This is a genomic window from Corynebacterium sp. HMSC06D04 (genome assembly GCF_001807315.1).
GTDB lineage: Bacteria > Actinomycetota > Actinomycetes > Mycobacteriales > Mycobacteriaceae > Corynebacterium > Corynebacterium simulans.
Genome location: NZ_KV788522.1, coordinates 38,668 through 62,223, shown reverse-complemented (window position 1 = coordinate 62,223; position 23,556 = coordinate 38,668). Strand labels below are relative to the sequence as shown.

19 protein-coding genes are annotated in these 23,556 nt (G+C 60.5%); 4 read left to right on the top strand and 15 right to left on the bottom strand.

The window, feature by feature from the left end; translation table 11 throughout:
• The 3 genes from HMPREF3155_RS00240 to gltS form a co-directional block, all read right to left on the bottom strand.
• Window positions 1–2,271 (bottom strand): Rad2 family DNA repair protein (locus tag HMPREF3155_RS00240; RefSeq protein WP_148138201.1); only part of this gene is annotated, 2,271 nt, incomplete at its 3' end.
• An 858-nt stretch (window positions 2,272–3,129) separates the two neighbouring features.
• Window positions 3,130–4,422 (bottom strand): adenylosuccinate synthase, encoded by a 1,293-nt coding sequence (locus HMPREF3155_RS00230; protein ID WP_070432290.1) that lies wholly within the window; start codon window positions 4,420–4,422, stop codon window positions 3,130–3,132.
• Window positions 4,423–4,539: 117 nt separating this feature from the next.
• Window positions 4,540–5,760, bottom strand: a complete 1,221-nt coding sequence (gene gltS / locus HMPREF3155_RS00225; RefSeq protein WP_210385623.1) for a sodium/glutamate symporter — start codon at window positions 5,758–5,760, stop codon at window positions 4,540–4,542.
• 220 nt (window positions 5,761–5,980) lie between these two features.
• On the opposite strand from gltS, the gene HMPREF3155_RS00220 reads away from it, so the two are divergent.
• Window positions 5,981–6,877: a hypothetical protein gene (locus tag HMPREF3155_RS00220; RefSeq protein WP_070432289.1), complete on the top strand. Its 897-nt coding sequence runs from the start codon at window positions 5,981–5,983 to the stop codon at window positions 6,875–6,877.
• Between the two features lie 24 nt (window positions 6,878–6,901).
• On the opposite strand, the gene HMPREF3155_RS00215 is transcribed toward HMPREF3155_RS00220, so the two are convergent.
• The 9 genes from HMPREF3155_RS00215 to HMPREF3155_RS00175 all read right to left on the bottom strand — a co-directional run bounded on the left by HMPREF3155_RS00215 (window position 6,902) and on the right by HMPREF3155_RS00175 (window position 18,107).
• Window positions 6,902–8,110 (bottom strand): FUSC family protein, encoded by a 1,209-nt coding sequence (locus HMPREF3155_RS00215; RefSeq protein WP_061924851.1) that lies wholly within the window; start codon window positions 8,108–8,110, stop codon window positions 6,902–6,904.
• A 363-nt stretch (window positions 8,111–8,473) separates the two neighbouring features.
• The gene (gene fbaA, locus HMPREF3155_RS00210; protein WP_061924895.1) at window positions 8,474–9,508 is read right to left on the bottom strand and encodes a class II fructose-bisphosphate aldolase; all 1,035 of its coding nucleotides are present in this window, start codon (window positions 9,506–9,508) and stop codon (window positions 8,474–8,476) included.
• Window positions 9,509–9,681: 173 nt separating this feature from the next.
• A complete protein-coding gene (locus HMPREF3155_RS00205) occupies window positions 9,682–10,878 on the bottom strand; it encodes a glycoside hydrolase family 76 protein (RefSeq protein WP_070432288.1) in 1,197 nt (398 codons plus the stop codon).
• 62 nt (window positions 10,879–10,940) lie between these two features.
• Window positions 10,941–11,624, bottom strand: a complete 684-nt coding sequence (locus HMPREF3155_RS00200; RefSeq protein WP_070432287.1) for a TrmH family RNA methyltransferase — start codon at window positions 11,622–11,624, stop codon at window positions 10,941–10,943.
• A complete protein-coding gene (pyrE, locus tag HMPREF3155_RS00195; RefSeq protein ID WP_070432286.1) occupies window positions 11,611–12,156 on the bottom strand; it encodes an orotate phosphoribosyltransferase in 546 nt (181 codons plus the stop codon). Before pyrE ends, HMPREF3155_RS00200 begins: the two co-directional genes overlap by 14 nt.
• Before the next feature lie 67 nt (window positions 12,157–12,223).
• Complete coding sequence (locus HMPREF3155_RS00190; protein WP_070432285.1) at window positions 12,224–13,423, bottom strand: type III secretion system chaperone family protein; 1,200 nt, start codon at window positions 13,421–13,423, stop codon at window positions 12,224–12,226.
• A gap of 98 nt (window positions 13,424–13,521) precedes the next feature.
• Window positions 13,522–14,370: a sulfurtransferase gene (locus tag HMPREF3155_RS00185; RefSeq protein ID WP_070432284.1), complete on the bottom strand. Its 849-nt coding sequence runs from the start codon at window positions 14,368–14,370 to the stop codon at window positions 13,522–13,524.
• Between the two features lie 47 nt (window positions 14,371–14,417).
• A complete protein-coding gene (gene clpB, locus HMPREF3155_RS00180; protein WP_070432283.1) occupies window positions 14,418–16,979 on the bottom strand; it encodes an ATP-dependent chaperone ClpB in 2,562 nt (853 codons plus the stop codon).
• A 303-nt stretch (window positions 16,980–17,282) separates the two neighbouring features.
• Window positions 17,283–18,107 (bottom strand): aminoglycoside adenylyltransferase domain-containing protein, encoded by an 825-nt coding sequence (locus HMPREF3155_RS00175; RefSeq protein ID WP_070432293.1) that lies wholly within the window; start codon window positions 18,105–18,107, stop codon window positions 17,283–17,285.
• Window positions 18,108–18,191: 84 nt separating this feature from the next.
• Between HMPREF3155_RS00175 and HMPREF3155_RS00170 the strand changes: the two genes are divergently transcribed.
• Window positions 18,192–19,439 (top strand): FAD-binding oxidoreductase, encoded by a 1,248-nt coding sequence (locus HMPREF3155_RS00170; RefSeq protein ID WP_070432282.1) that lies wholly within the window; start codon window positions 18,192–18,194, stop codon window positions 19,437–19,439.
• Here HMPREF3155_RS00170 and HMPREF3155_RS00165 read toward each other — a convergent pair.
• Complete coding sequence (locus HMPREF3155_RS00165; RefSeq protein ID WP_062036978.1) at window positions 19,436–20,245, bottom strand: carbon-nitrogen hydrolase family protein; 810 nt, start codon at window positions 20,243–20,245, stop codon at window positions 19,436–19,438. The genes HMPREF3155_RS00170 and HMPREF3155_RS00165 overlap by 4 nt on opposite strands.
• Window positions 20,246–20,347: 102 nt before the next feature.
• Here HMPREF3155_RS00165 and HMPREF3155_RS00160 point away from each other — a divergent pair, with 102 nt between their 5' ends.
• Window positions 20,348–20,608, top strand: a complete 261-nt coding sequence (locus HMPREF3155_RS00160; RefSeq protein ID WP_070432281.1) for a hypothetical protein — start codon at window positions 20,348–20,350, stop codon at window positions 20,606–20,608.
• Between the two features lie 35 nt (window positions 20,609–20,643).
• Entirely contained in the window at window positions 20,644–21,771 is a 1,128-nt protein-coding gene (locus HMPREF3155_RS00155; RefSeq protein WP_070432280.1) for an alpha/beta hydrolase, read from the top strand.
• Here HMPREF3155_RS00155 and HMPREF3155_RS00150 read toward each other — a convergent pair.
• Both HMPREF3155_RS00150 and dnaJ read right to left on the bottom strand, forming a co-directional pair.
• Window positions 21,768–22,196: a heat shock protein transcriptional repressor HspR gene (locus HMPREF3155_RS00150; protein ID WP_070432279.1), complete on the bottom strand. Its 429-nt coding sequence runs from the start codon at window positions 22,194–22,196 to the stop codon at window positions 21,768–21,770. The genes HMPREF3155_RS00155 and HMPREF3155_RS00150 overlap by 4 nt on opposite strands.
• A 15-nt stretch (window positions 22,197–22,211) precedes the next feature.
• Window positions 22,212–23,441 carry a molecular chaperone DnaJ gene (dnaJ, locus tag HMPREF3155_RS00145; RefSeq protein WP_070432278.1) on the bottom strand — a complete coding sequence of 410 codons (1,230 nt, stop codon included), beginning with the start codon at window positions 23,439–23,441 and terminating at the stop codon, window positions 22,212–22,214.
• Window positions 23,442–23,556 lie beyond the last annotated feature (115 nt).

Sequence of the window (23,556 nt, the reverse complement as noted above, 5' to 3'; positions counted from 1 at the left end):
CGAGGTCTTACCCTCAGACTCACCAGCAGGCTTATCATTCGCATCATTCGGATCAGTGGGGGCAGGGTTGCCCTCAGCATCAGTGTTGTTGACCTCGTCGCCGTCGCTAACGCCGTCACCGTCGCTGTCTGCGTTGGTCGGATCGGTCGGCTGGCCGTTGTTCTTGGAACCGTCAACCTCTTCCTTATCGGTCAGACCATCACCATCAGTGTCGGCCTTCTTCGGGTCGGTGCCCTTTTCGGCTTCTTCCTTGTCCGTCAGGCCATCGCCGTCAGTGTCCGCGGTGGCGTCCTTGACCACGAGCGGGAAGGTTTGCGTGCCGGTGCTCTCACCATCGGTGACTTTCACGGTGACGTTGTAGACGGCGTTGCCGTCCTCGGTCACGAGGTCAGCCGCGTCCTTGTTGTACGCAGGAGTACCCGTAATCTTGCCATTCTCATCGATGGAGATTCCCTCGGGTGCGCCGACGAGCTCATACGTGGGGTTGGACAGCGCCGCACCATCAGCTGTCTTGGCCGAGACCTGAATCGGAGTGATGGCATCATCGGACCATGCTTCCTGGCCCTTGAGCTTGTCGATGACCAAATCCTTCGGCGCCGGCTTCTCATCGCCGGCAGGAACGTTAACAACGACGGTATCGGTGTACTCAGTGCCGTCGATAGTCGCGGTAATCGGCAACTCAAAAACCTTGGCTGGCGCACCCGGCTCCTGCTTCGGAACGGTGATGTTTGCAACACCATTCTCATCGAAGGTCACCTCTGTGCCCTCAGGGGCGTTGGAGGTATCTGCCGTGAACGTGGATCCCTCAGGCAAGGTATCCACGGCCTCACCGTTGAGGGTCAGCTTCGGAGAAACCTTAGCGGTGGCGTTCTCGCCGTCCACGGCAAGGTTCTGCAGTGCTGGGTAGTCAACGCCGTAGGTCTTATCAGCCTCAGGGTCGGTTGGGGTCTCCGGCCCCGGTGCGTCCGCAGCCTCAACCTTTACGGTTGCCGGCTCGGAAGGCTTCTTACCATCCTCCGTTGCAGTAGCCGAGATCTCATCGTTTTCCTTGAGCTTTTCGCCCTCAGGAATGCCTGCAGTGAAGGTACCCGGTTTGTCCGGGTCCTCGGTTGCGGTGACTTCCTTACCGGACGGGAGGGTTACTTTCACCTCACTGCCTGCAGGAGCCGTGACAGTGACCTTGGTGTCATCAGCCTTCACTGGTTCGATGGACGGGGTCGCGGTTGCTTCAGTCGGGGCATCCTTGGTGGCCTTGAACGTACCGCCCTTGGTGCGCTCGCCATTCGGGGACTCCGCAACGAGGGTGTAATCCGTACCGTCTTGCAGTTCAAGCTTGCCGGAAGTAAATTTACCCTTCTTAATCGCGGCGACGTCATCAAGCGTTGCGACGTCAATGGCGTCTGCAGCGTCGAAAGTCGGCTTACCGTTCTCGTCTTCACTCAGCTTGTCGGTAGGAACAGCAACAATCTTCACCGGCGCCGCATCCGCATTGGTGACATCAAGCAGCGGAATATCCTCGCCCTTGGTGTCCTTATCCTGTTCGCGAGCAATCGTGCCGGACAGAGACTCAGGCTGTGGGAGAACTTGCTTAGCTTCCGGCTGTGGAGCAGCAGGGAGGAAAGACTTCGGGTCTAACGGATCGGTGTCATCGGTAAGGACCTCCACGTCATCGCGGATACCATCGCCATCCGTATCTTCGACTGACGGGTCCGTACCCAACTCACGTTCGTAGTCGTCGGTGAGGCCATCACCGTCAGAATCGGCAATGTTGAGGTAGTCGAACTTCAGCGTGTTCTTCAGCAGCGTCGGATCGGCGCCACCGTCCTGCTTATCCTCGTTCGGCAACGTCTTCGGCCACGCATCAGTGAAGTCCACGGAGATCCAGGAGGTGGTGTCGATGCGCTTGCCATACGGGGAGTTGGCAAGGTTTTCAGCCCCCTCCTCAAGCTGATACTCGATGGTGTAGCTACCGGTCACATTAGCGGGGATGCCCACGATACTGTCCATGTTGGCCCACACTTCATCCTTGGTTTTGGCATCGATGCCAGGCTCGTGTGGCTTGTAGGACAGTTCGGGCCGAGTCGCGGTGGTCGCGAAACCGGTTTCCTTGTCGAAGTCCATCTTCCATTTCTTGGCACCCTTTACTGGATTGCCTTCCATGTCAGATTTGTAGACCGTGACGTCGGTGATGTGCTTTGCTACATCTGGGCTGATGTACTCATTGAGCATCCAGTTCCAATAGCTGTTTCCACCGAAGTTCCTACCCGCCATAGTAGCGGTTGTGGTGGACTTAATGACCCCGTTCCCCTGATCATACTTCAGCTGTTTCGAGATACCGTTGTGGTAAACATTCGCGCCCGTAGCTTCGAAGGTTTCCGCCGGTACGTTGGTATCAGCAGCAAGTTGCCCCTGATCCACAATGTTTACGTGCTGGACGGAGTTGTTGAAGATCCGGCCGTCCTTGCGAACCCAGTAGTAGTCAACCTGGGAACCCTCCTTCGGAAGAGCCAGACAGCAGTACGCTTGATTGCCTTCTTGTTCATATCAAGAAGTCCTTTCCTTAAGACTTGAAAGTATTGATCACGCTAGGGGTGCGCGACCGCGCAAGGGGTAAAACCGGCTTACGCAACCGAGAGCAGCTCACATTTGCCACCTTGGAAGAAGATCAGAGGTTCCAAGGGTCGATGAACAAACTCGTCCCCAACGTTAACGCCATTCACGAATTAAAGAAACCGTACAGAACCCTGAAAATTCCATGAATACAACTTTTTTGGGGACAACAAGTTAAGACATATGCTTGACCTGCCCTTATTTGCTCCGATCGCGACACGCGATTAATATTGTTAAATATCTCACATCGCCACATCCGTAACATTTCCCCAGGAATAAACTCCTTACGGGGGTGTTTTGTCCAGCGCATGGGTAAGCGGCGTTGCCGGAGGCGGCACCAAGCAGGGCGTATTGAACGCACAAATGTAGCCATAAGAACACAAACCGCCCCGCTTCCCTATGCATGGTGCGTGCTGATGGTTGTGTGCACGATGCTGTAGGAGAAGTGGGGCGGTTATTGGCTGGCACCGTCGCCGTGAGGCGGTGCCTGAGGTTGTGCGGCTTGAACTTGTTGGCGCCTTACTGGTCTTGCATGACGTCGTGGCGCACGATGGTCTGGTCGCGGCCGGGGCCGACACCAATGTAGGAGATGCGGCAGCCAGAGAGTTCCTCCAGACGCAGGACGTAATCCTGTGCCTTCTGCGGGAGGTCCTCAAAAGTCTTACAGTCAGTGATGTCCTCGTCCCAAGCCGGCATGGTCTCAAAGATGGGCTCAGCGTGGTGGAACTCAGACTGGGTCAGCGGCATCTCATCGTAGCGCTTGCCGTCTACGTCATAGGCCACACAGATGGGGATCTCACCAATACCGGTGAGCACGTCCAGCTTGGTCAGGAAGTAGTCCGTGAAACCGTTGACGCGGGTGGCATAGCGAGCCACCACGGAGTCATACCAACCACAGCGGCGCTTGCGGCCGGTGTTAACGCCGATCTCACCACCGGTGGTTTGCAGGTACTCGCCCCACTTGTCAAAAAGCTCAGTTGGGAACGGGCCGGCGCCCACGCGGGTGGTGTAGGCCTTGATGATGCCCAGGGAGGTCTTAATGCGAGTAGGCCCGATACCGGAGCCGACCGAGGCACCGCCGGCCGACGGGTTCGAGGAGGTCACGAACGGGTAGGTTCCGTGGTCAACATCCAGCATGGTGGCCTGGCCGCCCTCCATGAGGACGTGCTTGCCGGCATCCAGGGCTTGGTTCAGCTCCAGTTCGGCCTCAATAACCATCGGGCGCAGGCGATCGCGGTAGCTCAGGAAGTACTCCACAACCTGCTCCGGATCGATGGCCTTGCGGTTGTACATCTTCACCAGCATCTGGTTCTTGATGTCCAGCGCAGACTCAACCTTCTGCCGCAGGATGGATTCATCAAAGATGTCCTGCACGCGGATACCGATGCGAGCGACCTTATCGGAGTAAGCCGGGCCAATACCGCGGCCCGTGGTGCCAATGGCGCGCTTGCCCAAGAAACGCTCCTGCACGCGGTCTAGGGTCTGGTGGTACGGCGCTACCAGGTGAGCGTTCGCGGAGATTCGCAGGCGCGAGGCATTCGCGCCGCGTGCCTCAAGGCCGTCGATCTCATCAAAGAGAGCTTCAAGATTAATAACAACGCCGTTGCCCAATACCGGAGTTGCATTCTCAGAGAGAATGCCGGCGGGAAGGAGCTTGAGCTCATACTTCTCGCCGCCAACTACAACAGTATGGCCAGCGTTATTGCCGCCATTCGGCTTGACTACGTAGTCAACCTTACCACCGAGGATATCGGTGGCCTTACCTTTACCTTCGTCGCCCCATTGAGCGCCAACGATGACGATTGCTGCCATGTCTGGGTGTCACTTCCTAATGATTGAAGCCAAATACGCAACCACTTTACCCCTAGAAGTGTGCAGACGGGTATTAATTGACAGCTCTCATTTTTTAACACGGCTGCTTCGCCGCGTTTACGCGATGTTCAGGAATACCAAGATGTTTACGATGTTCGCGAAGTCGATGAACATGCCGCCAATGATCGGCAGGATGAAGAAAGCCAGCTTGGATTCCTTGAACTTGGTGACCACGGAGTCCATGTTTGCCATGCCGTTCGGGGTAGCGCCCATACCGAAGCCGCAGTGGCCAGCGGTAAGAACCGCGGCGTCGTAGTCGCGGCCCATGACGCGGAAGGTGACAAAGTTAGCAAACAGCCACATGAGTGCCGTCTGACCCACCAGCAGAATGAGCATAGGGACAGCCAGCTCAGCGAGCTCCCAGAGCTTGATGTTCATAAGAGCCATCGCCAGGAAGAAGTTCAGGCCAATGACGCCGAGAATCTCAACCTCTTGGGTTGGGACCAGTTCCTTGTATTCCTTCTGCTCACGAGAGTCATTAATAAAGCGCAGGATAATCGCCACAATCATGGAGCCGAAGTAAAGCGGGAAGGCCGCCTTATCGGTGAGCATGCCCACGAAGTGGTTCATCGCATCGGTCACGAAGCTACCGATGAGCATCGAAACCAGAATCATCACGAAGGCGTGCAGCATGGCGTCGCCGCGCAGCTTGCGGGCGACGTGAGCAATCAGCGACTCATCGATATCGACCTTTGCTGCCTTCTGATCCATCAGATTGCCCTTGGTAATCAGGCGGTTAGCCAGCGGGCCGCCCATGAGCGAGCCCATGATGAGGCCAAAGGTAGCTGCAGTGTAAGCCACGGTTTCTGCACCGCTAACACCAGACTGCTCGACAAGAGGCGCGATACCGCCCGAAACACCGTGGCCACCGGTCATGGAAACAGAGCCCGTCATCAAGGCCAGCTTGGCATCGACACCAACGATTGGAGCCAGGCCCACGGCAACTACGTTCTGCAGAATGGTCAGAACAATCGCCACAACGAGGAAGACCATTACCTTCGGGCCGGCGGCGCGCAGCACCTTCAACGATGCGCCGTAGCCCACCGTGGTGAAGAAGATAACCATGAAGAAGCTCTGCAGCGTGGTATCGAACGTAATCTCAGCGATACCAGTCTGGTGCAGCACCAGGTTGATCAAAGCAAAGAGGAAGCCACCGATAACCGGGGCCGGAATAGCAAAGCGCTCAAAGAAATAAATCCGCTGCTTGAGCCAAATACCCAGCAAGAGCAACACGACAGCGATGCCGATGGACTGGATCATGGTGAATTCAATTGCCAAGATGAAGCCTCCGTGAAGTTGTCGGGATAGTTACCTGTGTGCCACGGCACGAAGATAAATAAAATGTGAAGTTGAAAGTAGTGTGGACTAAAAATATATCCCCATGTGACCCCCTCCACCCCAATTGGCGGTTATCAATGGGGGTAATTTGCGCTGTAGGGTGTAGAAGTTATGCCCCAATTCGCGGGGTGATTCGCTGGGAAAGGCAAGGTAACTCACGGTGGCCCTAATCGTTGTTCGTTGCGGAAGCAGACTCAGCCTGGATTTGCCCCCACACGCAGAGGTTCTCGACGTCAGCGCGGTTCCAACCCGCTCCGAGCTTCGTCCGCTAGACGCAGCCGCGAAGACCGCACTGCCGGAAGATCCCACCCCTTCCCTCGATGAGATTGCCGCCCAACCCGACGTCCGGCATTTGAGTACCCCCGCCTTCGCGCCGCAAGGGCCCCACTTGGTGGAGCCACTACGCATCGTCGTGGTAGGAGACGACGCCGCCTTGAGCGCAGTTCTTAGCCGCATGATGCGCGGCGACTACCTCTGGGCCGAGATCGCCTATGTGCCCACGGATTCTTCTTCGCCCGCTGCCCGCAACTGGGGCCTGCCTACTGATCTGCAATCTGCGCTCAGCGTTGCGCTTTCAGCACCGGTGCACCCAGTACCGCTGATCCGCAATGATGCAGGTCTTGCCGTGGCGGGCTCGGCTTCGATTTCCGAATGGAATAACACGGACATCACCGGCGAGATCATCGTGGATGATCATGTTGTCGTCCGCCACGAAGGTACCGGCAAGGCCGGCATCGGTACGTATGGTGCCCGGTTGGTACCGATGATTGATGCGCCGGGGATCTTGGCAGCGAAGGCTGTCTCCCCCGTTGCTAAATCCGCAGACCTAGGGCTTGCTGAAGCCGCAAAGTCCGGCTTCGGCGGATGGCTGCGATCGAAGTTCTCCTCCCCCATCGCCTCCGGCCAGCTCGATGAATCCAGCATCTGTACCGGCCGCGCGGTGCAAGCGGGCGGCCCGGAGCTGCGCGTAATCGTCGATGGCGTCAGCGCGAAGCGAGCCGTCAAGCGCGTGACCTTCTACCGGCACCTGCGTGATCTGCAGGTTGTACGGCCTTAATTATCGCGGCTTTACTCCGTGCGTTTAGTCGGTGTCGAGAACTTCCGGTGGGTAGGCCGGATGGTCAGAGGTGGGGGCAAGCTGCGCCACGGCTGATTCGCGGGACATGCCGCAGACCATCAGCAGGTCGACGATGATAGAGCGGGTCTGTGCGAGGAGTGAGTAGGCGGAAAGAACGCCGTCCTTGCCAAGCACGTCCATGGTGGCGTTCGCGCCAAGGACACGTAGGCGGCGCACGATTTCCGGGATGACCACGGCCTCGTTGGCGCGTGATTCCTTGCTGCTGGCCCGGCCGTAGAGCTCGGCGAGCTCATACGTGACGTCGGAAAGCTCGTCGATGAGATCAAGCTGGGCTTCGGTGACGTGGTCGCCGTCCTCCGAAAGCACCAAGGCCCGGCGGGAAAGCACGCGCACACCGCGGATAGCGTTGTCCACCGGGGTGAGGATGCGCTCCAGGGAGCGGATGTTACGCTGCCAGCTCCACAGGAATGGGGAAACCTTGACGGTCTCGGCGCTGCCCTTGGCCGCCTGGAGCATGTCATTGATATCGCTCTGCGTACCGCGGACGGCGTCGCGAGCTTCCAGGATCGCCTTCTCATCGCCGTCGCGGAGGCCGCCGGCAACGTCGGAAAGCACTGCAGAAGCCACCCGCAGAACCTTGGATACTTCCTTACGCACGGCGCGCAATGGGGAAGTCGGAATGAGGGCGACCATGCAGATGCCGATGAAGGCGCCGATGATGGCATCGATGGCGCGGGAGAGTCCGCCCATCTCCTCCGGGGGCATGATGGTGGCGATCAGGATGGCGCCGATGGCCACTTGGTTGCTGATGAGCTGCGACTCGGTCACGAAGGACGCGATGAGCAGCGAGCAACCGATGATTATGGTCATGTGGATAGGGCCGGTGCCCAGGCCGTCAACCAGGAGGGTGCCCACGATAACGCCGACGATGCCGCCGATGGAGAGATCCACCGCGCGTTTAAGGCGGTCCCCGCCGGACAGGCCCAAGATGATGATGACGGACATCGGCGCGAAGAACGGCTGAGCGTGGCCGAAGACGACGTGCGCGACGAAGAAAGCCAGGCCGGCGCCGAGGGTGGACTGGACGATGTAGAGGAAGCGGGACTTCACGCGCGCAAACCGGGATTTGACCGAGCGGTCAAAGCTGCGCAGCTGTTGGCGCGTGGTCAGCTTGGCCCGTTCCTTGGTGCTCTTATCCTTTGCTTCCGCCATGGTTTCCTTATCTTAGTTCGCCCGTGTGGATTGCTTGGCTCTGGTTTGGGGTCGGCCTGGGTCGTGGCTGGGTTCGGCCTGGGTCGTGGCTGGGTTCGCTCTAGATGGTGAGGTCACCTCACCACTTGCGGGCCTCATTTGCCCCATTGGTTTACACTAGTCCCTTTTGTTGTGCGGTGACCTCACCATTTGGGTTTTGATTCCGGTTTGACTCGGGCGAGGATGTTGGTCGGGGACTTTGCCGGCGCATTCTTTGACGCTAAACACAGCAAAGCCGCTCCTCCCTCCCAGCGGCTGCGGGGTTCCCAGCGGCTGCGGGGTCTGGGGGGAACGGCTCTGTGTGGTGTGGTTTGGTGGTCAGTCTTACTTGGAGATGGACTTGCCCACGGAGTGCAGGTCGGTGCAGGCCTCAACCACTCGCTCAGCCATGGACTGCTCTGCCTTCTTCATGTAGGAGCGTGGGTCGTAGACCTTCTTGTTGCCAACCTCGCCGTCGATCTTGAAGACGCCGTCGTAGTTAGCGAACATGTGGCGGGCAACCGGGTTGGTGAAGGCGTACTGAGTATCGGTGTCAACGTTCATCTTCACAACGCCGTAAGACAGAGCCTGCTCGATCTTTTCCTTCTCGGAGCCGGAGCCGCCGTGGAAGACGAAGTCGAATGGCTTGGAGCCCTCTTCCAGGCCGAGCTTCTTGACGGCGGCCTTCTGGCCTTCGTCGAGAACCTCTGGGCGCAGCTTCACGTTGCCCGGCTTGTAAACGCCGTGGACGTTGCCGAAGGTAGCAGCCAGCAAGTAGCGGCCCTTCTCGCCGGTACCAAGTGCATCGATGGTCTTTTCAAAATCCTCAACGGAGGTGTAGAGGTTTGCGCCGGCCTTCGCCTGGACGCCGTCCTCTTCGCCGCCAACGACGCCGATCTCAGCCTCGAGGATGATGTTTGCCTTGCGTGCCTTCTCCAGCAGCTCCTGGGCGATGACGAGGTTCTCGTCGATTGGGATTGCGGAGCCATCCCACATGTGGGACTGGAACAAAGGCAGCTCGCCGCGGTCAACGCGCTCCTGGGAGATGGCGATGAGGGGGCGGACGTACTCGTCCAGAACTTCCTTCTGGCAGTGGTCGGTGTGCAGCGCAACGTTAATGCCGTAGTGCTTTGCCGCCTCGTGAGCGAAAGCTGCCAGAGCCTGAGCACCTGCCACCTTGTTCTTCACGGAAAGGCCAGAGCCGAACTCAGCGCCGCCGGTGGAGAACTGGATAATGCCGTCAGACTCAGCTTCTGCGAAACCGCGCAGAGCCGCGTTGATGGTCTCAGAAGAGGTGCAGTTGATGGCTGGGAATGCAAAACCGCCCTGCTTGGCGGTATCCAGCATCTGGTTATAGACCTCAGGAGTTGCGATTGGCATGAAGTTCCATCCTTAGTGTGTTGGGGCAATCACGTTCCAAGTCCCAAGTATGCCTGTTTTTGCCCGATTTCGCCGCCAGAATTTTTGTGAACTTCCTTAATGCAGGCAGGCGCCTGGTGGGCGGTTGCCGATACGCAGGTGAAACCACAAAATAGTACGGTTGTAATGCGTTTTTATTTTTCTTGGGACTGGTGTTTCATGACTCGTGCGCAGGCCTCGAGCAGCATCCAGCCTGACAATTGGACCGAAAGATCACGCTCTGCAACACGGATGATGCCTACCTTTTCGCCGACGGTATGCGGCCCGAAGCCGTAATTATGTGGCAGGCGAGCATCGGTGGTCCAGTCGGAGCCGAAGATAGGTAGACCATCTACCTCCAGGCGGTGTTCCCACACGGATTCAGAAGAGGCCACGACCATGCGAGCCGCAAGCTTCTTGGTGGCGCGGTTAGCCGGGGAATCGCCCGGCAATCGCACAGCAACGTCCGCGAGGTAGCGCACGAGGATGCCCTTGAACAGGCCACCATCTCCGTCGCCCGTCATCCAGTTGATAACGCCGGACGGGGTAGCCATTCCGGTTGCCACTGCCTGCACTAGGCCACGGATGTTGGTGATGTAGTGCATCGTATCCGCTGCCAGCTCGGCTTCCTGAATGGTGTCGATGCTCTCCAGGGAGGTCAACCCAGCTTTCTCGCGCAGTGCCAATGCAATTTCCAGGCAGGCGCCCAGAACCACGCCCTGGCAATACGGGTGGATAGCCTTCACGATTTCCGGGCCGTCCATACGCATGCGCACGCCGTCCATGATGAAGCCGTCATCATCAACCAGATGGTCATAGATCCAGTCCACGATGTGGCGGGCCTCGTCGATGCGCCCCATGCGGGCAAGCATGATGGCGCCGGGGCCGTTGGATGGCACGTTCAGGAAGGTCTCGCCCTCGCGCCACGGCAGCACGCCGATTTGGGGGTCGGTACCTTCCAGGATGTTGCGCTGCAAGGAGCCTAGGCGCTTATGCGGCTTGATGCGCTTGAGCTGCTCGGCACGCTCCATAGCCAGGGCCAGCCACGCCTTGTCGTCGTAATAACGATTCTTCGTAAGCTGGCTCATGTTACGAATACGGATACCGCGCATGGTGTCCACGATGCGGGCGCGGCGCGCCTTGGTGTTGTTACGCAGCGCGGCGTCTACCAGGCAATCGAGGTAATGAGCTTGCCACCAGTAGTGCCAGTGGACGAAGAGCTTCTCCTTACCAGTCGGCGGCCAGCTGACGACCGCAAGATTGGTACGCGGAATCGACCATACGTTTTGCGCATGGCGTTCATTGATGGCGGTTTCCGCGAGGTCCGCGCGGTGTGCCCATGTCTCTTCCACTGTAGATCTATCACTCTCGATAATGGTTTCGTTACTCCATCGTATCTACTTGAGATAACGATTTACCACGCTTTTTCTAAGTCAGCATGCTGACGAATCCACGCATGCATGGCGATGCCCGCGGCAACGCCCGCGTTGATCGAACGAGTCGAGCCAAATTGGGCAATGGAACAGGTCATTAACGCTGCATCTTGGGCTGCTTGGGTAACGCCGGGGCCTTCTTGACCAAACAAAAGCAGGCAGCGCTCCGGCAGCTCGGCCGTTTCAAGGGGAACGCATCCGGGGGTGTTATCGATGGCGACGACAGTTAGCCCTTCGGCGTTGGCCCACTGTAAAAGCTCCTCCACCGTGGCATGGTGCTGCAGGTGCTGGTAGCGGTCAGTGACCATGGCCCCGCGGCGATTCCAGCGGCGGCGCCCCACGATATGCACGGTGTCGACGGCGAAGGCATTCGCGGTGCGCACCACGGTTCCGATGTTGGAATCGTTCTCGAAGTTCTCGATGGCGATGTGCAAGGCGTGCCGGCGCTTATCGATGTCCGCGGTGATCGCTTCCCTGCTCCAGTAACGGTAGGCATCAACCACGTTGCGGCGATCACCCTCGCGCAGCAGCTCTGGGTCATACTGCGCACCGTCTGGCCAGGGGCCCTCCCACGGCCCGACGCCGTGGCGGCCTTCGTTCCACTCGGTAGGGCCCTTGCCTGTCTCTATAGGCTCTTGCGCGAATGGGTTATTAGGCGAGGTCAAGGTCTTCCAAGCTCAGCAGGTAGCGGTACTCAAGGCCCTCAGCGGCGATAACTTCGCCAGCGCCGGTTGCGCGATCCACAACGGTGGCCACACCGACGACCTCGGCGCCTGCCTCTCGCAGTGCCTCGACGGCGGTCAGCGGGGAGTTGCCGGTGGTGGTGGTGTCCTCAACCACGAGGACCTTAGCGCCGGTGACGTCGAAGCCCTCAATGCGGCGCTGCATGCCATGCTTCTTGGCTTCCTTGCGTACCACGAAGGCGTCGATATCGCGGCCGTCGGCATGCATGACGGAGGTAGCGACGGGGTCAGCACCCAGGGTCAGGCCGCCAACTGCCACGTAGTCCCAGTCCGCGGTCAGCTCGCGCAGCAAGGAGCCGATGAGGCGGGAGGCCTCGTGCTGAAGGGTGGCGCGGCGCAGGTCAACGTAGTAGTCAGCCTCCTTGCCGGAGGACAAGGTGACCTTGCCGTGTACAACAGCCAGTTCCTTGACCAGCTCTGCCAGACGGGCCTTTTTCTGTGCATCCAAGCTCATGGCTCTCCTTTTTGTTTCTTATGCCGCTTCTTGTCCCGCCATGTTTTGCGGGATTATCGCTTTAAGACTACTCGTTTGCTTCTTCGTCGCCGAAGATGGTCGAGCGGCCGTTGAGATCACGGCGCATGCGCGCTTGCGCCTTATCGAGCAGGGGGCGCTCGCGGCCGTCGGCAATGGCGTCGACTTCGTCCGCACCCAGCGCGCTGTGGTCAACCTCGCCGAGGGACTCACTGCGGGTGCGGCTCGGCAGCTCTACCGGCTCTTCCGGGCGCTGGATGTGCGGGCGCTGGATTTCCTCGCGGTCCGGCACAAGGGTAGGCCCGGTCGGCTCAGGCTGCGGCGGCTCAGGGATCTCGCGGCTCGGGTCCAGCTCAGCCATGCGCAGCACCTGCATCGCGGCCGAACGTGGCGGCAGAACACGGGCGCAATCGGCAAGTTTTGCAAGCGGGGCCAGCATGGCATCCCACTGCGCGCCGCGCGCGTGCTTGGTGGTTTGGGCAAGCACCCATTCAGATTCCATCCACGCCGCGGTGACCTCCTCGGGCATCTGCTCAAGGGCAACTTCTAGGCGCTCATCGATGAGCCGCTTGCCGACGCCCGCGTCGGTTGCGAACATCTCGAATCCTTCAACGTCGTCGACCTTGATCAGGTCCTCCGAAAAGTGTTCTTCTGCGAGGCCGATGCGGCGGAAGTCCACCACGATGTCTGATGCCGCACCGGTGCGCATTGCCATGACGTTGATGCCGCCCAAGTCCATCAGCAGCATCTCGTGACCATGCACGAACCCTGCCACGATATCCTTCGGCGCCGCACCCAGGGCCGCTGCGCCACGCATCCATTCATCAGCCAGGTAGTCATCCTGCTTGGTGTACTCGAACTGGTGATGCTCGCCCCATGCCTTGCGCTCACGGCGCAGCGACCCGGGCACCAAGTCACGCGCACGCAGCAGGTGCTCGTTTTTGCGCTCCGGCGCCGCCTGCTGCTCTGCCATAGCTGTTTCAGGTGCCGCCTGGTCCTTCTCTACTGGGGCGGGCTCTTGTACTGAGGCAGGCTCTTCCTCCACTGCGTTTTCTGCAGAAGCAAGTCCTTCCTCCTGCGGTTCAAACGTTTCGGCTTCACGTGGCTCGTCAGCGGTGGGACGCTCTGACGATTCGAGGCTCTCGATAGAGCTAGTGCCGTCAAGCTGGTTGGTGCGCTGGCGCTTGTCGAGGAGGAGAAGCGCGACGCCGGCCGCGGCGAGGACTAGGGCAATGATCAGAATAGGCATCACCCCAAGACTTTAGTAGGAAGTCTTGGGGTGAGTAGGCTTTAGTAGGAAGTCTTGGGGTGAGTAGGCTGGCGCGCTGGTTAATTTACGCAGGCTATTTATACAGTCGTGCGGTCGCCGCGCTCGACCGGGTTGGATGGGTCTGCGGACCACTGGGACCAGCCACCGACGAAGTGGCGCAGGCCAGTAAATCCAAGGCCCTCCAGGATGCCGATGGTCAGCGCGGAGTGGTTACCGGAACCGGAGTAGACGATGGCGTCCTTGACATTTTCCTTGGTGATGCCAGCGTTGTCGAGGATCTCTAGGATTTCCTCGTCAGATTTGATGGTCTTGTCTTCGTTGTGGAACTTGCGCTCCGGCAGGTTCACTGCACCGGGGATGTGGCCGGCCTTCAGATCGAGGTGTTCACGGCGGCCAGCGAAGCGGTTTGCCGTACGAGTATCGATGAGCAGGCCGTCGTGGGCCTTAACGTCCTCAATCGTGGCAGTCGGCATAGAGCCCGGCGTGATTTCGACCTCGGTGGCAAGGCCCAGGTTGCCTGGGCCCGTAAGGGTGGCAAAGCCCTGGCGGCGCCAATTAGCCAAGCCACCATCGAGCATGCGAACGTTCTTAAAGCCCGCCCAGCGCAGGGTCCACCAAGCGCGTGCGGCGAAGAGACCACGGCCTTCGTCATAGACCACGATCTCCCAATCGGGACGCAGTCCCCATGCCTCGCAGCTCTCTTTCAAGCGCTCCGGGTTCACCAACGGGTTACGGCCCACCTTGGAGCCAGGAAGGCCGACGAAGGAGTGCGCAGCGTCGGCGAACTGCGCGGTAGGAATGTGCAGGGAGGCGAACTGGTTGTATGCCTCACCCTCACCTGGTGCCCACAAAGATGCAAGAAGTGCGACGCGCTTGCCGCGGTAAATGGATTGCTGGAGTTCGCTTGGAGAAACCAAATTGCTCATGGCTCTAGATTCTAGGGCCATGAGCAATTCGGCGCTTCTTACGCAGGTTAGCCGCGCTTGCTATTGAGCTCCAGGTGCTCGCCGCCGTCAGCGACGTCAACGTGGACGGTGTCGCCGTCCATGACCTCGCCGGCCAAAAGCTGGCGGGCAAGCTGGTCACCGATGGCCTGCTGCACCAGGCGGCGCAGCGGACGGGCGCCGTAAGCAGGGTCGTAGCCGCGCTCGGCGAGCCAGAGCTTCGCGGCGTCGGAAACCTGCAGGTTCAGGCGGCGCCCTTGCAACCTCGATGCCAGAGCATCGAGCTGGATGTCGACGATGCCGGCCAGCAGCTCCGAGGACAGGGACTCGAACATCACGACGTCATCGAGACGGTTGATGAACTCCGGCTTGAAGTTGCGCTTGACGGCCTCCATGACCTCCTCCTTGGTGCCACCAGCACCGAGGTTCGAGGTCAAGATGATGACCGTATTGCGGAAGTCCACGGTGCGGCCCTGGCCGTCGGTCAGGCGGCCCTCATCGAGGACCTGCAGCAGAACGTCGAAGACGTCTTGGTGCGCCTTTTCCACTTCGTCGAAAAGCACGAGTGTGTACGGGCGGCGACGCACGGCCTCCGTGAGCTGGCCGCCGGCATCGTAGCCAACGTATCCCGGAGGGGCACCGACGAGGCGAGCCACGGAGTGCTTCTCCCCGTACTCAGACATGTCAATGCGCACCATCGCGGACTCATCGTCGAAGAGGAAGTCCGCCAGAGCCTTGGCCAGCTCCGTCTTACCCACGCCCGTAGGCCCAAGGAAGAGGAAGGAGCCGGTCGGACGATCCGGGTCCGCAACGCCCGCACGGGCGCGGCGCACGGCATCGGAGACGGCCTTGACCGCTTCTTTCTGCCCCACCACGCGGCGGCCCAGCTCGGCCTCCATGTTGAGCAGCTTCTGGGTCTCACCCTGCAGCATCTTGCCCGCTGGGATGCCGGTCCACGCGGAAACCACCTCAGCGATGGTGTCTGGGGTGACCTCCTCTACCAGCATGGTGTTGGACTGCGCGTTGGCGTGCACCTCGGCGTCGGCAAGCTGCTTCTCCAACTCGGGAATGCGACCATAACGCAGCTCGGAAGTCTTCTCGTAGTCACCGTCGCGCTCGGCAATCTCGGCCTGGCGCTTCAGATCCTCCAACTCCTCCTTGGCGTGCTGGACTTCATCGATAGCCTTCTTCTCGTTGACCCAGCGAGCCTTGAGCTCCCCGAGCTTTTCGCGTTCGTCGGCAAGCTCCTGCTGCAGCTTGCTTAGGCGGTCCTGGCTGGCGGCGTCCTTTTCCTTCTTCAGCGCCAGCTCCTCGATCTCCATGCGGCGCACGACGCGCTCCAGCTCGTCAATCTCCTGCGGGGAGGAGTCAATCTCCATGCGCAGGCGAGAACCGGCCTCATCAACCAAGTCGATTGCCTTGTCCGGCAAGAAGCGGTTGGTGATGTAGCGATTAGACAGCTCAGCTGCAGAAACCAGCGCGGAGTCCATGATGCGCACGCCGTGGTGGACCTCGTAGCGCTCCTTCAGGCCACGCAGGATGCCAACAGTGTCTTCAACAGAGGGCTCAGCCGCATAGACCTGCTGGAAGCGGCGCTCCAAAGCGGCGTCCTTCTCGATGTACTTGCGGTACTCGTCCAAGGTGGTAGCGCCCACCAGGCGCAGCTCACCGCGGGCCAGCATCGGCTTAATCATGTTGCCGGCGTCCATGGAACCCTCGCCCGTGGCGCCCGCGCCGACGATGGTGTGCAGCTCGTCGATGAAGGTGATGATCTGGCCTTCCGAGGCCTTGATCTCATCCAGCACTGCCTTCAAGCGCTCCTCGAACTCGCCGCGGTACTTCGCGCCGGCGACCATGGAGCCCAGATCCAGGCTCAGCAGGGTCTTGCCCTTGAGGGACTCCGGGACATCGCCTGCCACGATGCGGCGGGCCAGACCCTCCACGATGGCGGTCTTGCCCACGCCCGGCTCACCGATAAGGACTGGGTTGTTCTTCGTGCGGCGGGACAGCACCTGCACGACGCGGCGGATTTCCTGGTCGCGGCCGATAACCGGGTCAATCTTGCCCTCCCGCGCGCGGGCGGTTAGGTCGGTGGCGTACTTCTCCAGCGCCTGGAACTGCTCCTCTGGATTCTCAGAGGTGACCTTCGCGGCCCCGCGCACCGAAGGGAAAGCGCCCTTCAGCGCATCAAAGGTAGCGCCGCGGCCGGTAAGCAGCTCGGCGGCGTCAGTCTTAGAGCCGGCGATAGCAGCGAGAAGAACCTCGGTGGAGACGTACTCATCGCCCAATTCGCCCGCCAGCTCCTGCGCGCGGGTCAAGACGTTGAGACCGTCGCGGTTAAAGTTCGGGTTCGCCATCCCAGAGCCCTCAGCCTTGGGATAGGAATCCACAAGAGCGCGCGCCTCCTTGAGGACGGTTTCCGGATCGACGCCGGTGGCCTTGAGGACCGGTGCGGCGATGCCGTCTTCTTGGCTAAGGATGGCCGCTAGTAGGTGCGCCGGGCGAATGTCCGGATTGCCGTTGGAAGAGGCGGTCTGCAGCGCCTGCTGTAAGGCCTCTTGGGTCTTGGTGGTGGGGTTGAAAGCACTCATTGCTTCCTCCTTGGAAGTTGTTTATTAGAAGGTTTATTGCCTGATATTTACAACAACGCATCCAAAGTTGAGTTTGTTCCACTCAACTTCAAATTTTCTTTTCTTCCCTGCCTGAGCGTAGCAGACTCAAGTTTTCCTTGCCGTTTAATCGCTTCGCTGAGCACTTAGGCACCGCATAGAAAAGGGAAACCGCACAATCGTGCAAAGTTCCAGACGTAGGCCACCTGGCCTTCCGGCTCAATCCCCAGCTCCACCAACCCGTCGCGAGTTAGCGCCAAAAGCAGGCCGAAGGTGGCGTCAAGTTCAGCGCGGAAGCTGCTCCGACCTGGAGATGATCTCGCGCATGCAGACGGCAGTCAGCCGTCGCCATTCGCTTTTCGGTGGAGCGCTTGGAGCATTCTCTCCGCTGAGATGAGCAAGTGCTACGCCGAGGATCGGTGCGTGATGAGGGAACAATCCGAGAGCACGCGCTCCGGCCTCCTGCTTGCTGATGACCTCACCCGTCGTGAGCGTCGCGTGCATCCGCGCAGGTCCGAGGAGCCGCCATTGAACCCTCCCGGCTCCGAGGGCTCCACGCCCTCTCTCGGTGCGCAGCATCAGCGGCTTCCAGTACCCCAGCAGGTTGTTCAGGGTCCATGGCCGGAGCTCGTCGGGCTGCGGGTCTAGGCCCCAGGTCGAGACGTCCCCTCCCCGTAGCGCGATGCCGCCGTGCTCGAGCTCGTGCCAGATCACGGGATTCACATCGAACGCGCCCCTGGGGTTGAAGATCTCGCCCACGTGGGAAGCGATCGGCTCGATCTGTGTCACAGGGCGCGTGATCTCCGAGTCCCACACGAACGAGGTGTTGCAGCACGCGCTGATGTCCATTCCTCGAACAGCTCGCCCGAGCAGCCGCGGGAGCTGGGAGAGGTGCAGAGCGCGCAGGCGTGGGATCAGGTCGGAGCGCTCCCGCCAGGCGTCATCAAGCGTGGCGATCAGGTCGATGTCGCTGGCCTTCGGGCGATACGCACCCAGCGCAACAGAACCGCCCACCACGACACCCGTGATCGCTCCAGGCAGCAGCCAATCGGCGGCGTCCAGATACGAACGGCCCGCTCGACGAACTTCGTGCGGTAGTGCGACCTCCATGCGCTCATCATACGGAGAAGCCACCTCGAAGCGGCTTCCCTAAACCAGATCGCCCGCGGCCGCGGGCAAGTAGGATGGGCCAGCATGAAGGAATTGGGCGAACACATCCGCAGGCACGCTGACGATTACCGCGATGCGGTGCATCAGCACTTCTTTGCCACCGTCGCGGAGTCGCGCCAAATCTTCGCTCTATCCATGCGTGATACCCACCCGGCACTGGCGCCTGCAGTGGCGTGGATATTGGATGCGGCTGACGATGCCGGCTTCCTCCCAGAAGAGACCATCGAGCGCGTCCGCGAGCTAGGCAAGGAGCACCGCCGCCACGGCTTCCCCACAGAGATTTATCCCAAGTTCGAGGCCTCCCTGAACGAGGGGTTTATCGCGTTGGGACTGACTCAGCACCAGCTAGTGGTGGCAAAGCGCGCCGTCCACACTGTGTGCACCACGATGGCACAGGCGGCGCATGCTGCCGACATCGCCGGCATCGCCCCGGCCCACAGCGCGCAGGTAGTCGCCGTAGAACACCCCAACCGCAATACTGCGGTGGTGCGGCTGGAATCCGGTGCGCCCATCGAATACGAGGCGGGCCAGCATTTTCCCATCACCTCGCAGCTGCTGCCCGGCACCTGGCGCATGCTGACCCCGGCGCATCCGGCGGACACTACGGGCCAGCTGCTCTTCCACATTGCGCTGGCTGGCGACGCCTCCTCTATGCTGGCCAAGGCAAAGCCCGGCGATTGGTGGACCCTGGGTAACCCTGCCGGAAACTTTCCGAACTTGCACGACGGCAAGGCCACCGCGCTCATAAGCTTCGGCACGGGATGGGCGGGCGCCCGCGCCGCTCTCCTAGATTGCTTGGCTGCCGGCGAAGTGCCGAAGAACCTCAGCGTCTACAGCGTGGCTTCTTCCCCTGGCGAACACTACGACACCCACTTCCAGGCTAATCTCCAGGCCCTCTTGCCTGAGCTTTCGTTTCATAACATTTCCCGCAGCGAGCAGGATCCCTGGCTGCTCGGCGCGCAGCCGCAGGCAGAGGGCTTCGCATCCGAAACCGCCGGCGAATCCCAAGACCCAATCGCCGTGGTGCTACGCCACGAGAAGGACCACGAGAAGGACGGAGCCAAGGACAAGCGCTTCATCTTGGTAGGCCCCGCCGACCGAGTCGAGGTGGCACGCGAATCCCTCCTAGCAGCCGGCATCCCAGCTGGCAATATCCACGCCCAATCCTGGCAGCGCGGCCACGAGTGGGCCGCATCCGCCGCAGACCTAGACGGCTGGGAGGACTGGGATGCGTGGGCGGCCTGGAAGAAGTCGGAGTGGACGCAAACTTAAGCCTCGAGGACCGGCAGCGCTTTGCGGGTCAGGGCAACGAGGTCGGAGTCGATCTCGGCGTAGATGATCTCCGGCTCGTAGCCGGCCTCGACTACGCGGGTGCCATCGGGGGCTACAACTACTGAATGGCCAATGCCGGTGGGACCAGAGTCTTGGCCAGCCATCTCCGCGCCGCCTGGACGGGCTTGGCCCGCAGCCACGATATAAGAGGTGGAGTCTAGAGCACGCGCCGCGGTGAGCAGACGCCACTGCTCCAGCTTGCCGGGACCGTCAGCCCAGCTAGTAGGAACGACGATTACCTGCGCGCCCTGGCGAGCCAGCTCCTTGAACTGCTCTGGGAAGCGGATGTCATAACAGGTGGCCACGCCAACGGTAATGCCCGCGACGTCGAAAGCGACTAGCGCCTCACCCGCACGCACGGTATCGGATTCCTTGTAATTGAAGGCGTCATAAGTGTGGATTTTGTCGTAACCGCCAAGAACGTCCGGGCCCGCGATGAGCGCGGTGTTGCTCACGCGGTTGATGGTCTTGCCATCACGCTCAACGGTGTCCGCTGGGCTGAACATGCCAAGCACGACGGTGACCCCCAGCTGCTGCGCTACCGCACGGATGGTGGTGACGAAGGAACCATCAAGGCCCTGGGCCTGCTCGTCTAAGCGGCCAGCCCCGAAGGCCTGGGACGTGGCCTCAGGCAACACGATCAGTTGCGCACCATTCTCAGCGGCCTCACGGATCTTCTCCACGGCCAGCTCAAGGTTCTCCTCGAGGTTACCGCCGGTCAAAATTTGCACTGCTGCTACCAACATGACACCCCAAACTAGCCGAGTCGCGATGAGTTATCCACAGATTTCGCCCTAATCAGAAATTGGGTCTAGAAATTACTGAACTTGGCCCACAAAGCTTGAGGTATGGATTTCTACATCGCTGACAACGCACGCAACACCATCCGCTCCCACATGGGCCAAAGGCACCGCTTCATTACCCCGCCGCCGCCCGAGTATCCGCGCACGGCCAGCGCCCTAGCGCGCGTGGCAAAACACTGGGACGGTCAGCTTGCCGCTAACGCTAAGCAACACGACGCCATGCTCCAAGACCTCGATGAGTTCATCAGGCACAGCAGAAAAATCGATGCCTCCCTAGCCAACAAGCTGGACGGAGGGCTGCCGTGAGACGCGCGCTAAGCCTTTATTTAGCCTCTCAAGAAATGCAGTCTGGCGCTGCTAACCTGCACGTTTTCAAACAAGGACTACACAATAGTTGGCATGACCTAGAAATAATTGGCGCTTTTGCCGACGCCGCGCGCGCCCAGCTGACAAACACCACGGAACAACTCGAACTACCCGCTCAGAGCATGGAGGCTGCGGCAGAGACTCTTCGCGCCTATGCGCCCATCCTGGCTCGGGTCGAACAATTGCGCGCCGAGGCCACCCGCCTGCTAGCACGGATGGATGAGATAGAACCGTGGAGCAGCCAGATAGGCGCGATGCTGAATGCGCTCGATGCTTTGGGCGACGGCCTGGATTGGGCATGCGCCCGAGAAATAGATGCGCTGTGCACGCCAGAGCTGCCTACCGGCGGCGGCTATCTGGAGGATTACGAGGAGCTACCCATCGAGGCCATCCACCAGATGCTTATGAGCACCGCCCCGCCAGAGGCCGTCGCGCTAGCGGAGAGCAATCCGGACGTGCAACTGCTTGAAGCCGGCCCCGGGCGCGTGGCGGCATTGGTTGATCCCGGCCAGCTGGGTACTTCCGCGGCAAGTGTTTCCACCGTGGTCTCCGGGGTGCATTCTTCGGATCCGTCCGGCTGGCAAAGCAGCATCGATCGCGCGCGGGCCGTAGCGCGTGCAACGGGTGGTCCCGCGGTGGCCTGGATTGGCTACCGCGCACCAGACAGCCTCGCACAGGCAGGCCACGATTCCCCGGCGGCACGTGGCGCGCAGGACCTACGTCGCTTTCAGCGCTCATTGGGCAAACGCTTTTCCCGCTCACAGCGGATAGTGGTGGGTTATTCCTATGGTTCCGTCGTGGCAGGAAAAGCCGCAAAGGCGCCCGGCGTGGCCGAAGACGTGGTCTTCGTGGGCAGCCCGGGCACCACCGCCGAAAGCGCCGATGACATTCAGGCGCGCAGTTGGGCCGCGACGAATGCGCACGATCCCATCGGCGTGGTTACCGGCCCGCGCGGTGGCATTCACGGCCCGGATCCGAGCACGCCCAACTTTGGGTCGTCCCCACTACCAGGCGCAAACCGCCTGCCAGGAGACCACATCTCATACTTCAAAGACCCCGCATTTCTGCGGGGTCTCGGAAAGATTGTGAAGGCTAAAAGCTAGCCTTCGTGGCCGGCTTCGCCGCGCCGGCGGCTGCGGCGTGGGGTCCACATAACCACCGACGTCGAGCGCGGCACGTGCACGAGCTCGCCGCGCGGCTGGCGTTCACCAACCCGTTCGCGCAGCTGCTGAACCTCAGCCAGCAATGCATCGCGCTCGGCCTCTAGCTGGTCGCGCTGCTCGGTCAGCTCAATGATGGACTTGATTCCAGCGAGGTTAACGCCCTCGTCGTGCGACAAAGTCTGGATCTTGCGCAGCAACTCGATGTCACGGTCGGAGTAGCGGCGCCCGCCACCCTGAGTACGGGCGGGCGAGACCAAGCCAATGCGATCGTAGGTGCGCAGGGTCTGCGCGTGCATTCCGGACAGCTCAGCGGCAACGGAGATGACATAGACCGCGTTGGCCCCTGCCTGATTTTCCTTGCTCATCGTTGCACCTTCCTTTTATGCGCTACCTGCGGCGCTTCCATGGGCGACTTTGCCTTCCCAGCCCGCGCGCGGGTCGAAACCGGAGTCGCGCTCCGCCTGCGCGTAGGTGCGCAGCGCACTCGTAGCGGCGCCATCAAGGTGGGTCGGGACGGTGACCTGGACGGTAACCAGAAGGTCGCCGGCCTTGCCGCCGCGCTTCTCGATGCCGCGATTGCGCACGCGCAGCGTACGGCCATCGGGAGTGCCCGCCGGCACCTTCACGCGAACCGGCGAACCCAGGGTTGGCACAGTAATGGTGTCACCCAACGCCAATTCCGCGAAGGAAACCGGCACCGTAACATGCAGATCGTCGCCCTCACGGGTGAAAATCTTGTCCGGCTTTACCTTCACCGCAACGAAAAGATCTCCCGCTGGCGTGCCATTGGGGCCTGCCTCGCCCTGACCGGCCAAGCGCACTTTCTGACCGTCGATGACGCCTGCCGGTATACGCACGGTGATAGAGCGCGTGCGATGCACGGTGCCGGAACCATTGCAGTCCGCGCATGGATCCTCAATCTTCTGACCGGTGCCGCCACACTCAGTGCACGGCGCGGAAAAACCGAAGGTTCCGCGGTTCTCAGAGGTAAAGCCAGTGCCCTTACAGTTCTTGCAGGAGCTCGTCTTACCTGACTTGGAACCGGAGCCATGGCACGTGGTGCAGGGGGCGTCACCAGTTAGCTGCAGCGGGATGGTGGTGCCGGTGGCAGCCTCCCGGAATTCGAGGGTTATTTCCGTTTCGACGTCGGCCCCCCGCGACGGCCGAGCTGTGTGGCCAGCACTACCGCCGCGGTTGAAAACGCTACCGAAGATATCCCCAAAACCGCCGCCTTGAGCCGCTCCTCCAGGCGTTCTTCCTCCGAAGAGGTCGGAGAGGTCGAATTCTTCCGCAGATCCTTGGCCCATGTGCGAAGATCGAAACCCGCCGGGGAACCCGGCGCCTCCCATCCGTCCAAACCCACCGCCGTTGCGCAGCATGGCCTTGAACTGGTCGTATTCCTTACGCATCGTGGCGTCGGAAAGCACATCATAGGCTTCGGCAGCGCGCTTAAACTTATCGGCTGCCGCGGGGTTATCCGGGTTGGTATCGGGGTGGTTTTCGCGCGCTAGCTTGCGGTAGCTGCGCTTGATTTCTTCTGGCGTAGCGGACGAGGAGACCCCCAGATCCGCATAATAATCCTTGTCTGCCCATTCGGGTTTGGCGCTCACTGGGCATCCCCTCCTTCCTTGAAACCGCCAGCTTTGGCGGCTATTGGGGACAAAATATAACTAAATAAGATTTGTTCTAAGTTCACTAAACAGTGAAATGGCGCCAAGGCATTTG

Excerpts from the sequence above, each read along its gene's own strand:
- HMPREF3155_RS00230 (WP_070432290.1), bottom strand. The coding sequence starts at position 4,422 with ATGGCAGCAATCGTCATCGTTGGCGCTCAATGGGGCGACGAAGGTAAA.
- HMPREF3155_RS00215 (WP_061924851.1), bottom strand. The coding sequence starts at position 8,110 with ATGGCGGAAGCAAAGGATAAGAGCACCAAGGAACGGGCCAAGCTGACC.
- fbaA (WP_061924895.1), bottom strand. The coding sequence starts at position 9,508 with ATGCCAATCGCAACTCCTGAGGTCTATAACCAGATGCTGGATACCGCC.
- pyrE (WP_070432286.1), bottom strand. The coding sequence starts at position 12,156 with ATGAGCTTGGATGCACAGAAAAAGGCCCGTCTGGCAGAGCTGGTCAAG.
- HMPREF3155_RS00190 (WP_070432285.1), bottom strand. The coding sequence starts at position 13,423 with ATGCCTATTCTGATCATTGCCCTAGTCCTCGCCGCGGCCGGCGTCGCG.
- HMPREF3155_RS00185 (WP_070432284.1), bottom strand. The coding sequence starts at position 14,370 with ATGAGCAATTTGGTTTCTCCAAGCGAACTCCAGCAATCCATTTACCGC.
- clpB (WP_070432283.1), bottom strand. The coding sequence starts at position 16,979 with ATGAGTGCTTTCAACCCCACCACCAAGACCCAAGAGGCCTTACAGCAG.
- HMPREF3155_RS00175 (WP_070432293.1), bottom strand. The coding sequence starts at position 18,107 with ATGGAGGTCGCACTACCGCACGAAGTTCGTCGAGCGGGCCGTTCGTAT.
- HMPREF3155_RS00170 (WP_070432282.1), top strand. The coding sequence starts at position 18,192 with ATGAAGGAATTGGGCGAACACATCCGCAGGCACGCTGACGATTACCGC.
- HMPREF3155_RS00165 (WP_062036978.1), bottom strand. The coding sequence starts at position 20,245 with ATGTTGGTAGCAGCAGTGCAAATTTTGACCGGCGGTAACCTCGAGGAG.
- HMPREF3155_RS00160 (WP_070432281.1), top strand. The coding sequence starts at position 20,348 with ATGGATTTCTACATCGCTGACAACGCACGCAACACCATCCGCTCCCAC.
- HMPREF3155_RS00155 (WP_070432280.1), top strand. The coding sequence starts at position 20,644 with ATGCAGTCTGGCGCTGCTAACCTGCACGTTTTCAAACAAGGACTACAC.
- HMPREF3155_RS00150 (WP_070432279.1), bottom strand. The coding sequence starts at position 22,196 with ATGAGCAAGGAAAATCAGGCAGGGGCCAACGCGGTCTATGTCATCTCC.